General features: G+C 71.9%; 12 protein-coding genes. 8 read left to right on the plus strand and 4 right to left on the minus strand.

What is annotated here, in order from left to right; translation table 11 throughout:
* The first annotated feature begins 258 nt into the window (after positions 1-258).
* The 8 genes from ACFYRY_RS01870 to ACFYRY_RS01905 all read left to right on the plus strand — a co-directional run bounded on the left by ACFYRY_RS01870 (position 259) and on the right by ACFYRY_RS01905 (position 9381).
* Positions 259-669 carry an STAS domain-containing protein gene (locus ACFYRY_RS01870; protein WP_389139001.1) on the plus strand — a complete coding sequence of 137 codons (411 nt, stop codon included), beginning with the start codon at positions 259-261 and terminating at the stop codon, positions 667-669.
* Positions 670-857: 188 nt separating this feature from the next.
* A complete protein-coding gene (locus ACFYRY_RS01875) occupies positions 858-1757 on the plus strand; it encodes an STAS domain-containing protein (protein ID WP_389139003.1) in 900 nt (299 codons plus the stop codon).
* Positions 1754-2173, plus strand: coding sequence for an STAS domain-containing protein (locus tag ACFYRY_RS01880; RefSeq protein WP_389139005.1), 420 nt, complete (start codon positions 1754-1756; stop codon positions 2171-2173). The genes ACFYRY_RS01875 and ACFYRY_RS01880 overlap by 4 nt, the downstream gene beginning before the upstream one ends.
* Positions 2173-2610, plus strand: coding sequence for an anti-sigma regulatory factor (locus ACFYRY_RS01885; protein ID WP_389141012.1), 438 nt, complete (start codon positions 2173-2175; stop codon positions 2608-2610). Before ACFYRY_RS01880 ends, ACFYRY_RS01885 begins: the two co-directional genes overlap by 1 nt.
* A complete protein-coding gene (locus ACFYRY_RS01890) occupies positions 2610-3656 on the plus strand; it encodes a SpoIIE family protein phosphatase (protein WP_389139006.1) in 1047 nt (348 codons plus the stop codon). Before ACFYRY_RS01885 ends, ACFYRY_RS01890 begins: the two co-directional genes overlap by 1 nt.
* Positions 3653-5371: a PP2C family protein-serine/threonine phosphatase gene (locus tag ACFYRY_RS01895; RefSeq protein ID WP_389139008.1), complete on the plus strand. Its 1719-nt coding sequence runs from the start codon at positions 3653-3655 to the stop codon at positions 5369-5371. The genes ACFYRY_RS01890 and ACFYRY_RS01895 overlap by 4 nt, the downstream gene beginning before the upstream one ends.
* A 221-nt stretch (positions 5372-5592) precedes the next feature.
* Entirely contained in the window at positions 5593-6969 is a 1377-nt protein-coding gene (locus ACFYRY_RS01900) for an NAD(P)/FAD-dependent oxidoreductase (protein WP_389139010.1), read from the plus strand.
* Between the two features lie 165 nt (positions 6970-7134).
* Complete coding sequence (locus tag ACFYRY_RS01905; protein WP_389139012.1) at positions 7135-9381, plus strand: FUSC family protein; 2247 nt, start codon at positions 7135-7137, stop codon at positions 9379-9381.
* A gap of 48 nt (positions 9382-9429) precedes the next feature.
* Here ACFYRY_RS01905 and ACFYRY_RS01910 read toward each other — a convergent pair whose 3' ends face one another.
* From ACFYRY_RS01910 to ACFYRY_RS01925, 4 genes are all read right to left on the minus strand, one after another.
* The gene (locus tag ACFYRY_RS01910) at positions 9430-9861 is read right to left on the minus strand and encodes a hypothetical protein (protein ID WP_356776131.1); all 432 of its coding nucleotides are present in this window, start codon (positions 9859-9861) and stop codon (positions 9430-9432) included.
* Between the two features lie 29 nt (positions 9862-9890).
* Positions 9891-10724 carry a DUF1206 domain-containing protein gene (locus tag ACFYRY_RS01915; protein ID WP_389139014.1) on the minus strand — a complete coding sequence of 278 codons (834 nt, stop codon included), beginning with the start codon at positions 10722-10724 and terminating at the stop codon, positions 9891-9893.
* A 262-nt stretch (positions 10725-10986) separates the two neighbouring features.
* Entirely contained in the window at positions 10987-11211 is a 225-nt protein-coding gene (locus ACFYRY_RS01920; protein ID WP_389139016.1) for a DUF5133 domain-containing protein, read from the minus strand.
* 20 nt (positions 11212-11231) lie between these two features.
* Positions 11232-12089 (minus strand): SigB/SigF/SigG family RNA polymerase sigma factor, encoded by an 858-nt coding sequence (locus ACFYRY_RS01925; RefSeq protein WP_389139018.1) that lies wholly within the window; start codon positions 12087-12089, stop codon positions 11232-11234.
* Positions 12090-12221 lie beyond the last annotated feature (132 nt).

Below are 12221 nucleotides of genomic sequence, written 5' to 3' on the forward strand. Positions count from 1 at the left end.
GAAATGCCTGCACAGCTCGCCCGCATACCGTGCGCATTCGGGGGTAAGCGCGGGGCGCGGTGAAAGACGACGACGGACTTCGAAGGGCAGAGGATGAGACGCGGCACTCGTGGAACGCTGTGGGGGCCTGTGGACAGGGCCTCCCGCCACCCGCCTGACCGCTGAGAGTTTGATCACGGGACACCGTCGGAATCGGTGCGCTTCGAACCCGCTCACCGGGGTAACCAGCCCTGGCCGTAAGCACTTGTGGAGGTACTCGTGTCCATTGCCCAGAACCCCTTGTCCGTCGAGGTCACCCTGCCCCGGGAGGACGTCGCCCTGATCACGGTCGAGGGCTACTTGGACGTAGACACCGCGACGGAGTTCCAGCATCACCTGGCCAACCAACTCCACCATGGCCGACGGCACTTCCTGCTCGACCTGTCGTCCGTCCCGTTCATGGACTCGTCCGGCATGAACATCATCCTGCGGGTGTACCAGGAGGCCCGCGACATACCGGGGAGCGTGCACATCATCTCCCCCACGCCGGCGGTGCGCCGGATCCTGGACCTGACCGGCGTGAGCATCACGGTTCCGGTGTCCGAGAGCCTCGACGAGGCGCTCGCCCGGGCCGACGCCTACCAGCCGGACGAGGACGGACAGGTCGAGCAGAACGAGCGACAGGCCTGATCCCAAGGGCAGTCCAGGGGCCTTCGACACGCTGGTCGCCTCGCCGGCCCGCGTGTGCCGGGACGAGGTGTCGTACGAGGTGGGGGCATGGTTACAGTGGTCGACCGGCAGGGTCACCACGCCGTCTCGTTGCCTCCAGCGGGTTCGGTGCGACAACACGACGACGAGGACTCCGAGGAGCAATACAGGTGCCGGAGCACGAAACTGTAGGACAGCACGGATCGCCGTCGAGGGAGGTCGCGGACTTCCTGCGTCGCCGTACCGAGCAGATCGCCCAGCGGTGGGCCGACGAACCCCTCTTCCGGACGGTGTTCACGGTCTCCCGGGACGAGGCGGTGGAAGCGGGCAGGATCGTCATCGACGCGCTCGCCCAGGTCGCCGACACGGGGCAGGTGCACGATCCCGACTCCGCGGGATTCACGGTGGTGCGCGAGCAGCTGGCGCGGATGGGCGCGGCTCGCTCCCGGGCCGGTTTCACCACCGCGCAGGTGTCCAACGACGTGAACGCGCTGCGTCCGCCGGTCGAGACCCTGCTGCTCGCCGACCTCCCCGAGGACGAGACCGACCGGGTCCGGGAGTGCACCACCGCGCTGACCGTGCTGATGGGCACCCTGCGGCTGGTGGTACTGGAGACCGCGCTCAGCGAGGGACAGGCCCTGATCGAGCGGCAGCAGCTGCAGCTGATGGAAGTGGCCACGCCGGTCATCAAGCTGTGGGACGGCATCGTGGCCGTGCCGCTGATCGGCACCCTCGACAGTGCCCGGAGCCAGGTGGTGATGGAGACGCTGCTGGAGGCCATCGTCGACCAGCACGCCCGGTTCGCGATCCTCGACATCACCGGTGTGCCCACGGTGGACTCCCTGGTGGCCCAGCACCTGATGAAGACGGTCGCGGCCGCCCGGCTGATGGGTGCGGAATGTGTGGTCTCCGGGATCCGTCCGGCGATCGCGCAGACCATGGTCCATCTGGGCCTCGACCTGGGCAACGTGATCACCCGGGCGAGCCTGGCCGACGCCCTGGCGTACACCCTGCACAAGCTCGGCTCCGACATCGTCAGCGCGACGCCCGGCGGTGCGGTTTCACAGTGAGCCATGACTTCTCCCGCCCCGTCACGGGGCATGTGCCGGTCCTGCGGCTCGGTGACATCCTCCTGGTCACCCTCCAGGGGGATCTGTACGACAGCACGGCGCAGCAGTTGCAGCAGGACATCGGCGAGACCATCGTCGGCACCGGGGTGACCGGGGTGGTCATCGACATCTCCGGGGTGGAGATCGTCGACTCCTTCCTCGGGCGGGTGCTGGCCGAGATCGCGGCGAACGCCCGGCTGCTGGCCGCGCGGACCGTGATCGCCGGTATGCGCCCGGCGGTGGCGATCACTCTGGTGGAGCTGGGACTGACGCTGCCCGGGCTGCGCACCGCGCTCACCACCGAGGCGGCGATGGAGCTCCTCGCGGGACTTGACCCCCACACCCGCTCCGGCGGTCTGCGCCGGGAGAACCGGTGATGCAGACAGCCGCGGGCGTCGAGGCCTGCCTGCCGATCCGTTCGGACCTGGATCTGGTGTGGGTGCGTCAGCATGTGCGGCAGGCGGCCGGCCTGCTGGGCTTCAGTCTGGTGGAGCAGACCAAGGTGGTCACCGCGGCCAGTGAACTGGCCCGCAACACCCTGGTGCACGGCGGGGGCGGACAGCTGGAGACCGCCGCGGTCACCAGCGGGCGATCCCGCGGGCTGCGGCTGACCTTCTCCGACGAGGGACCGGGCATCCCGGACCTGGACCGGGCGCTGAGCGACGGCTACACCTCCGGCGGCGGTCTGGGGATGGGACTGGGCGGCGCGCGGCGACTGGTGCACGAGTTCGCCGTCGACAGCGCTCCGGGGGTCGGCACCAAGGTGACGGTGATCTCCTGGGCGTCGGTGCCGCGGCCGCGCGAGGAGTACTGATGCCGCAGGTGTGGGACGTCCCGGTGCACGACTCGACCCGGGTGCGTGACGTACGGGTGGCCGCGGAACGCGCGGCCGCGCGGGCGGCTCTCGACGAGCCTCGTACGGCCGCCGCCGCGCTGGTGGCGACCGAACTGGCGACCAACCTGCTCAAGCACACCGGGGGCGGACAGATCCTCATCGACGTGGTGGACCCGCCGCTGCCCGAGGCCGGCGCCCCGATGATGGTGCAGATCGCCGCGATCGACCACGGGCAGGGCATCGCCGACGTCAGCGCTGCCCTGCGCGACGGTTACTCGACGGCGCGTTCCCTGGGCGCCGGCCTCGGCACGTGCCGCCGCATAGCGGACGACTTCGGCCTGTACAGCGTGCCGGGGCGGGGCACGGTGGCGCTGGCCCGGGTCGGTACCCGCGCGAACGAGGCAGCGCCGGCCGCACCGGTACGGGTCGGCGGCGTGAACATCCCCTTCGGCGGGGCGGAGTACTCGGGCGACGCCTGGGCGTGGGCCCGCTCGGGCGACCTGCTGACCCTGATGATGGCGGACGGGCTGGGACACGGTCCCGAGGCGGCCCGGGCGTCGACGGCCGCGACGCGGGCCCTGCACACCTCGGCCCACCTCCCGCCCGCCGAGGCGCTGGTCAACCTGGACTCGGCGCTGCGCGGCACCAGGGGGGCGGCCGTCGCGGTGGCCCAGGTCGACACCGGCGCGGGGGTGCTGCGGTTCGCCGGCGTCGGCAACATCGGGGCGCGGCTGCGTGAGGGCGGCACCTGGCGTTCGCTGCTGTCCCGGCCCGGCATCGTGGGCGTCCACCGGCATGCCACGCTGCGTGAGGACCGTATCGCGTGGGCGGCCGACCGGCTGCTGATCCTGCACAGCGACGGCCTGCCCAGCCGCTGGGTACCCCCGTCCGACCCGGACCTGCTGGCGGCCGACCCCGCCGTCGTGGCCGCGGTGACACTACGTGACGCGAGCAGTTCCGCCCGGCCGGTGCGGGACGACACCGCCGTGGCGGTGCTGGCTCCGTCCCCGTCGGAGGGTCCATGACGCCCAGTCTGCAGATCACCACCGCCGTCGACGCGGCCCGGGCCCGGATCGCCACCGCCCGGCTGGCCGCCGCGCACGGGGTGTCCGCTGTCGACCGTACGCGGCTGACCAGCGCGCTCAGCGCGCATCTGCGGCAGTGCCTCACCAAGGGCGGCACCTGGTGGCTCACCCTCGACGTGACCGCCGGGCCCGGCGAGGACGGGCTGCTGCACGCGCTGGTGACCTCGGCCGACGCCACGAGCGGCGCCGCCGCGCAGCCTCCGTGGCGGACGTCGGTCCGCTGCCCGGAGGCGACGGACGGGGCCGGCGCCGCCGCGGTCGCCGACGACCCCGCGGTCCTGGCGGAGGCCCTGCTCGGCGCCGACGAGGACACCGCGCTGGTGCTGGAGAAACTCACCGAGCAGGAGGAGCTGGTCGCCTTCCACCGGGAGGAACTGCACCAGACGAACCAGGGCGTGCTCGCTCTGCACGCCGAACTGGACGCCGCGGGACGTGCTCAGCGGGAGGCCTTCGCCGCCGAACGCAAGGCGCGCACCGAGGCGGAGAGCGCCCGGCGCCGGCTGATGTTCCTGGCGGACGCCAGCGCGGTGCTGACGGCGTCCCTCAACCATGACGAGATCGTGCGCCGGCTGCCCGACCTGCTGGTGCCCGAGTACGCCAGCAGCGTCGACGTCTGGCTGTTCGACAGCGACAGTGACCGGCACCGGCCCACCCCGCACCCGGCCGCCGCCGTGCGTGCCGCGCGCACCGGGCGTCCCCAGTACGCCGCCGCCCACCCGGGAGGTCTGCCGGGCGTCGACGACCAGCCGCCGTCGGCGCTGGATCCCACCCGGCCCCTGCTGTGCGTCCCGCTGCCGACGCGCCGCGCGCCGCTGGGCGTCCTGATCCTGTCCCCGCCGGGCGAGAGCTGGGACCCGGACGACGCCGTGATGCTGATCGAGCTCACCAGACGGGCCAGCATCGCCATCGACAACGCCCGCCGCTTCGAGCACAACCGGGACATCGCCGAGACACTGCAGCGCGCCCTGCTCACGGACCTGCCGACCACGTCGGGCCTCAGCCTGGCGGCCCGCTACCTTCCGGCCACGCACGGACTCAACATCGGCGGCGACTGGTACGACGCCTTTCGGCAACCCGACGGCAGCCTGATCACCGTCATCGGCGACGTCACCGGGCACGGTCTGCACGCGGCCGTGATGATGAGCCAGTTGCGTACCGCGCTGCGCGCCTATGCCGTGGACGGCGGCAGCCCCGGCCAGTTGCTGACCCGGCTGCACACGTTCCTGCACCACCTTCAGCCCGATCTGTACGCCACCGCGGTCATCGCACGCTTCCGGCCCGACGATCCCACCCTGACCTGGGCGGCGGCGGGCCATCCGCCGCCGGTGCTGCGTACCCCCGACGGGCAGGTGCACACGCTGGACGCCAAGCCGGGCGCGATGCTCGGCATCCCGCTGCGGCAGGTGATCGCCGACCACACCGCGCCGCTGGTGCCCGGCTCCACGCTGGCGTTGTACACCGACGGTCTGGTGGAGCGGCGCGCACAGGGCATAGACCCGGGCATCGAGCGTCTGGCGGAGGCGCTCGGGACGTTCCGCTCCGAGGAGCTGGACGCGGACCTGGACGGCGCGGCGGACCGGATCCTGACCCCGCTGCTGAGCGACTCCGAGCGCGACGACGACGTGTGTCTGCTGCTCTGTCACCTGGCCGCCTGAGTTCCCTGAGGGGGTTTGTCCGCGAAATGTGCTCCTCTTCTTTCCCTCCCGCCCCGATGCGCTTCGGCGGCCGGGCGGGCATGGTGGTGATCGACGCGTACGGCTGCCCGCCGCGGCCCGGCGGGACGGTCGGCATCCGGTTGGATCAATGAGGTGCGAAGCAGCGATCCACGGGCAGGCGAATGGCGTTCGAGGCAGACCGCCTGGAGCCGCAGAAAGGGATGAACACCGTGACACGACCCAGGATCCTGGTGGTTGGAGCAGGTTTCGCCGGTGTGGAGTGCGTTCGCCGTCTGGAACGCAAACTCTCCCCCGACGAGGCCGACGTCACGCTCGTGACGCCGTTCGCCTACCAGCTCTACCTCCCCCTGCTGCCCCAGGTCGCCTCCGGCGTGCTGACGCCGCAGTCGATCGCCGTCTCGCTGCGCCGCAGCAGGAAGTACCGCACCCGGATCATTCCCGGCGGCGCGATCGGCGTGGACCTCAAGTCGAAGGTCTGCGTGATACGGACCATCACCGACCGGATCGTCGACGAGCCGTACGACTACATCGTGCTGGCCCCCGGCAGCATCACCCGCACCTTCGACATCCCCGGCCTCACCGATAACGCTTTCGGCATGAAGACCCTCGCCGAGGCCGCGTACGTCCGCGACCACGTCATCTCCCAGCTCGACCTGGCCGACGCCAGCCAGGACCCGGCGGAGCGGGCCTCCCGGCTGCAGTTCGTGGTGGTCGGCGGCGGCTACGCGGGCACCGAGACCGCGGCCTGCCTGCAGCGTCTGACGCACGCCGCCGTCAAGCGCTACCCCCGCCTGGACCCGGGGCTGATCAAGTGGCACCTGATCGACATCGCGCCGAAGCTGATGCCGGAACTGGGCGACAAGCTCGGCAGCAGCGCGCAGGAGATCCTGCGCAGGCGCGGCATCGACATCTCCCTCGGGACCTCCATCGCCAAGGCGGGCCCGGAGGAGGTCACGTTCACCGACGGGCGGGTGATCCCCACCCGCACCCTCATCTGGACCGCGGGTGTGGTCGCCAGTCCCCTCATCGCCACCCTCGGCGCGGAGACCGTGCGGGGGCGGCTCGCGGTCACCGCCAGCATGAACCTGGCGGGGCACGACGGGGTGTTCGCGCTCGGCGACGCCGCCGCGGTGCCCGACGAGGCCAAGGGCGAGGACGGCGCGGTGTGCCCGCCCACCGCACAGCACGCGATGCGGCAGGGCAAGCACGTCGCCGACAACGTCATCGCGGCCCTGCGCGACCAGCCGCTCCGCCCGTACGTCCACAAGGACCTCGGTCTGGTCGTCGACCTCGGCGGCAAGGACGCCGTGTCCAAGCCGCTCGGCATCGAGCTGCGCGGCGTGCCCGCGCAGGCGGTGGCGCGCGGCTACCACTGGCAGGCGCTGCGTACCGGTGTCGCCAAGACGCGGGTGATGACCAACTGGGTGCTCAACGCGCTGGCCGGTGACGATTTCGTCCGCACCGGCTTCCAGGCCCGCAAGCCCGCCAAGCTGAAGGACTTCGAGTACACCGACTCGTATCTGAAGCCGGAACAGGTGCGGGCCCACGTCGACGGCTCGGCGCGGCTGGAGCCGTGACGCTCCGGCCCACCTGACGCGGACCGTTCCTGACCGCCGATCGTCCCTGACGGTCGGCGGTCGGCCGTCGGTCAGGGGAGCGACCGGGCCGGAAGCGGGCGATCGGCCCGGTCATGACATGCTGAGCCGGAGATCATGAAGTGACACGGGAATGAGTACGGCGGCGTGAAGGCAGTGGGACGGTCCCTCCAGGCACGACTTCGGGACGGCGTCGCGGCGTCCGATCCCGGACTGTTGCGACTGGCCGCCGGCCTCAGAACGGTGGGCGCCATCGCCCTCACGATCACCGTGCTCGGCCTGCTCGGCTCCGACGTCACGCATCTGGTGGCCGGGGCGATGGCGGCCATGGTCGCGACCTTCGCCATCCGGGAGAAGCAGCGCGGGCAACAGGCCGTGACCCTCGCGCTCGGGCTGCCCGTCGCACTGGCGTCGGTGACGCTGGGTGCGCTCCTCAGCTCCCGGGTGGTGGGCGGGGACGCCTTCTTCGTCGTCCTCATCTTCTGCGCGGTCTACAGCCGCCGGTTCGGCGACCGCGGCACGGCGCTCGGCCTGATCGGCTTCCAGGTCTACTTCCTGTCCCTGTTCGTCGGCGCCGCCGTCTCCGGCCTGCCGGAGCTGTACGGCGCCCTCGGCATCGCCTTCGCGAGCAGCGCGCTGGCGCGTTTCGTGCTCGTGCCCGAGACTCCCGCGGGCATCCTGGACCGGCTGCGCGAGGCGTTCCGGGCCAGGCTGGCCCAGTTGGTGTCCGCACAGGTCGAGCTGCTCGACGCCGGTCCCCAGGAGCTGGAGAAGGCCCTGGAGGACGTGCGCGACGGCACCGCCCGGCTGCACGAGACAGCGATGATGATCCAGGGACGACTGGAGGAAGGCACCGCCGACAAGGCCACGGCCCGGCTGCTGCAACGCCGGATCGCGGACGCCGAGATCGCCGCGGAGCGGCTGGGTCTGCTGCTGCTGACCGCGCGCAGCGCCGAGCGGGCCGACACACTGACCATGCACCTGCCGGGCGCCCCCGCCCCGGCGGGCGCTCCCCTGCCGGTGCGCGACGAGGCGACCGCCACCCTGCGCCGGGATCTCGACGCGCTGCGGATGCTGGTGCTGCGGCCGGTGTCGGAGAACGGGACCGCGCTGTCCCATGTGCGCAACCGGCTGATCGGCTACCGCGACGAGGACACCCTGCCGGCCGCCCCGACGGTCGTCCAGGACGTGTTCCGGGGCATCGGTGAGGCGGCCCGCGCGGTGCTGGGGCTGCGGATCGCGCTGGGCGGGGCGCGGGACGAGTCGGACGACACACCGGCGACGGCCCGCTCGCGGGAGGAACTGGACGCCGAGGACGCGGCGATCGACGCGGGTGAGGACGAGGACCGCGAGGACGACGAGGCCACCGGGCTGCGCCGGCCCACCACCCGGGCGGCCGTCCAGGTCGCGGTGGGGTCCTCGCTGGCCATCGTCGGCGGTGAGTTCCTCTCCAGCCAACGCTGGTACTGGGCGGTGCTGACCTGCTGGATCGTCTTCATCAACACCGCGTCCACGGGCGAGATCGTGGTCAAGGGCTACCGCCGGCTGGTGGGCACCGTGCTGGGCGTGGTGGCGGGCATCGTGCTGGCGGGCCTGGTCGGCCATCACACCTGGACGGCGTTCGCGCTGGTGCTGGTGTTCGTCTTCGCGATGTTCTACACGGCGCCCCTGTCGTACACGTTGATGTCCTTCTTCGTCACGGCGGCGCTGGGGCTGCTGTACACCCTCCTGCACACCTACACCTTCTCGGTGCTGGTGCTGCGGGTGGAGGAGACGGCGCTCGGCGCGGCCTGCGGGATCGTGGCGGCGGCGTTCGTGCTGCCGGTGCACACCGACCGCCGTACGAACGATCTGCTGGTCACCGTTCTGGACCGGCTCAAGGACGTCACGGAGACGGCGGTCGACCAGCTCAGCGGTGGACCTCCGGTCGATCTGCTCGACCAGGCGCGCGATCTGGACCAGGCGCTGGCCGATCTACGGGCGGCCACCCAGCCGCTCACCCACCCGGTCACGCCGCTGCGGGCCCGTCGCGACACCGCCCGGTATGTGGTCGCGCTCCTGGAGACCTGCGCGTATCACGCGCGTTCGCTTGCGGCGACGGCCGAGCTGCTGCCCACGCATCCGTCGATCGCGGCCGATCCGAGGCTGCGCCGGGCCGGGCGGCGCATCGCGGACAACATCGCGGTGATCGCCGCGCGGCTCGCCGACGAGCAGGCGGCGGTCGAGATCGAGACCGGGCGGAGCATCGCCTCACTGCTGGAGCCGGACGTGCCGGGCACCCCGAGGTACGGCAGGGTCACCGACCGGGTGCTGCGGCATCTGCAGCGCCTGGACGAGACCGTGGCGGGTCTGGCGCGGCCGCTGGGCGTTCCGGTGGCCGAGCCGCGGCGGTGACGACGGGCGCCTGCCCCGGGTGACGGACCGGGTTGGGGACCCGGGCCGTCAGATGTCCGTGGGCAGGTCGCTGGCTTCGGCGATGCCACGCAGCTCATCGTTCATCTGCTGCCGTTCGCGGATGTAGTCGGCGATCTCGCCCAGGCGCACCGGGTCGGACGCGGTGGCCGCGTCCGTGACGACCCGGACCGGCCCGGTCTCGTCGATGTCCAGCTCGACCACCTCGTTGTCCAGCCGGCCCGTCACCGCGGTGGCGATGACGAGGGCGGCCTCGTCGCGGACCTCCTGGGGCAGCCCGCCGGGCCGGTCCTCGTCGAGCGCGAAGTCGAGCGCGGGCAGGCGTTCTTCCTCGATGGCCTTGAGAACCGGCTCGACCACGCTGAGCAGCAGGTTGTAGTCCTCGGTGTCCATACGGATACGCAGCAGGCCCAGGTAGACGTCCACGGGCCGGCCGTCGGGCGGAAGCTCGGGTTCGTTCATCCTGTGCGGGTTCCCCGGGTAGGGCCGGTTCAGACCCTGCGCCAGCGTGCCATCGCGAATGAGAACAGTCCGAAGAGCACGAGCCCGGCGGCCACGCAGACCAGCAGCCAGGGTCCGAGCGGGGTCTCGGCGAACGAGCGGAGGGTGTCGTCCAGTCCCTTGGCCTGGTCGGGTTCGTAGTCGACCGCGGCACGCACGGCGAAGCCACCGGCGGCTGCGAACACCACGCCGCGGGCCGCGCCGCCGCCCACGCCCGTCACGTCCACCAGCCGGCGGGTGCGCGGGGACATCTCGCCGAGCTTCAGCTTGTCGTGGTACTTGCGCAGGACCGCCCGGCCCGCGATCCACACACCGGCGATGACGATGCCGATGCCGGCCGCGCCCACCAGCCACTGTCCGGCGGGGGCCTCGAGGACCCGGGCGGTGACGTCCTTGGACTGCTTGTCGCTGGAGTTGCTGCCGCCCGAGCCCGCGGCGAAGGACAGCACCGAGTAGGCGACGAACGTGTAGAAGACGCAGCGCACGGCCGCCATCAGGCGTTTCCTGGCCTTGCGGCCGTCCGGTCCGACCGACCCGAAGACCACTTCGGACAGTCGCCACAGGGCCATGCCCACCAGCCCGATGCCGAGGGCCCACAGCAGTACGGCCCCCAAGGGTTTCTCGGAGATCTCGGCGAGGGCGCCGCCGCGGTCTGCCTGGTGCTCGCCCTCGCCGAAGGCTATCTGCAGCGCCAGGACGCCGACGAGCAGGTAGATGACGCCTCGCGCGGTCAGTCCCGCCCGTGCGGCGCTCTCCCCGGCCGAGCCCCTCGCCATTCTGCGGGCGCCCGTCCGACCGGTACGCACCGTGGCACTCGTGTTCATGTCGTCCTCCTGGAGGCCGGATGCCCCGGTCCTGAGCGGGCACTCCCGGCGCGTGGGTGGTGGTCGAGGTGATGTTCGAGGTCTGGGCCCGCGCGGGCTCACGACCCTGGCGTGCGGGGGCCGCGGGGATCCCCCCGGGGGGCGTGCCGCGGCCCTGGGTGTTGAGCGGGCGAACACGGGCCGAGGTGCGCACCTCACGCACCTCGGCCCGTAGCCGCTCCGGCTCATCCCGTACCGCGGCCTCGTCGTCCGCGGTCTGCTGTCATTCGACCAATCGCGCCCGATCCGGCTCGGGTCCGGTCGCGAGCAGACGGTGCGCGGCCTCCAGGGCCACGCGCACGTCCCGCGTGCCGGTGGACACGCAGAGCGTGTAGGCGAGGTCGCGCGCCCTGGGGCTCGGTTCGCTCACCCGGGCGGCCTCCGCGGCCGACAGGGCCTCGTACTCGTCGACGATCTGACGCAGGAATCCGGGATGGGGCATCAGCATCCGTGTCGCTCCTCGTCCACTCAGACGGCCCGTCCGCCGGGCGCGTGTCCGCCTGCCCGCTGCCCCAGCGCCTCGTCCCGCACCCGGGCGCAACTGCGGCTGATCAGGCGGGAGACATGCATCTGGGAGATGCCGAGCTGGTCGGCGATGCGGCTTTGCGTCATGTCCTCGAAGAAACGCATGTAGAGGATGGCGCGCTCCCGCTCCGGCAGCCTGCGCAGGCCCTCCTTGGCGGACTCGCGGTCGACGACGGTGTCGAAGGAGTTGTCCGAGGCGCCCAGGGTGTCCGCGAGGCTGTAGCCGTCCTCGCCGGCCGAGAGCTCGGCGTCCAGCGACAGGGTGCTGAAACTTTCGAGGGCCTCCATCCCGGTGGCGACCTCGTCCTCGGTCAGCCCGGTGTGGGCGGCGATGTCCGCCGTCGACGGCTCGGGGGAGCCCGGGTTCTGGGTCAGTTCGCGGCGCGCCACTCGTACCTTGTTGCGCAGTTCCTGCACCCGACGGGGCACGCGCAGCGCCCACATCCGGTCCCGGAAGTGACGCTTGACCTCACCGGTGATGGTGGGAACGGCGTAGCTTTCGAAGGCGCCGCGTTCGGGTTCGAAGCGGTCGATGGCCTTCACCAGTCCGAGGGCGGCCACCTGGCGCAGGTCCTCGACCGACTCGCCGCGGTCGCGGAAGCGGCCGGCGATCCGGTGGGCCATGGGCAGCCAGGCGGTGACGAGCTCGTCGCGGACGGCGTCCCGTTCGGGACCGTCCTCCAGTGCGGCCATCCGGGTGAAGAGGAGGGCCGTGTCGGGGGCGTCGTCGTGACGGCGCCGGTTGGGGGAGGTCGGCTGAGCGGGCGTGCCGGGACGGCTGGTCGACATATCGATGAGCATGCGGAATCGCTCCTGAAGCGGTGGGTTCAGGGAATGACCGCGGGAGGGTTGCCGCGCCCGGATGACCAGGAAGGCCCCGGAGCAGCCATACCGCTCCCGCTGGCGCGCCTCCGGTCCGAAGCACGAAATTGC

The sequence above is a fragment of the Streptomyces sp. NPDC005263 genome (assembly GCF_042872365.1).
GTDB lineage: Bacteria > Actinomycetota > Actinomycetes > Streptomycetales > Streptomycetaceae > Streptomyces.

Bases quoted from the DNA above. Each gene is read 5' to 3' on its own strand.
- ACFYRY_RS01895 (WP_389139008.1), top strand. From the start codon at position 3,653: ATGACGCCCAGTCTGCAGATCACCACCGCCGTCGACGCGGCCCGGGCC.
- ACFYRY_RS01915 (WP_389139014.1), bottom strand. From the start codon at position 10,724: ATGAACACGAGTGCCACGGTGCGTACCGGTCGGACGGGCGCCCGCAGA.
- ACFYRY_RS01890 (WP_389139006.1), top strand. From the start codon at position 2,610: ATGCCGCAGGTGTGGGACGTCCCGGTGCACGACTCGACCCGGGTGCGT.
- ACFYRY_RS01920 (WP_389139016.1), bottom strand. From the start codon at position 11,211: ATGCTGATGCCCCATCCCGGATTCCTGCGTCAGATCGTCGACGAGTAC.
- ACFYRY_RS01925 (WP_389139018.1), bottom strand. From the start codon at position 12,089: ATGCTCATCGATATGTCGACCAGCCGTCCCGGCACGCCCGCTCAGCCG.
- ACFYRY_RS01885 (WP_389141012.1), top strand. From the start codon at position 2,173: ATGCAGACAGCCGCGGGCGTCGAGGCCTGCCTGCCGATCCGTTCGGAC.
- ACFYRY_RS01900 (WP_389139010.1), top strand. From the start codon at position 5,593: ATGAACACCGTGACACGACCCAGGATCCTGGTGGTTGGAGCAGGTTTC.
- ACFYRY_RS01910 (WP_356776131.1), bottom strand. From the start codon at position 9,861: ATGAACGAACCCGAGCTTCCGCCCGACGGCCGGCCCGTGGACGTCTAC.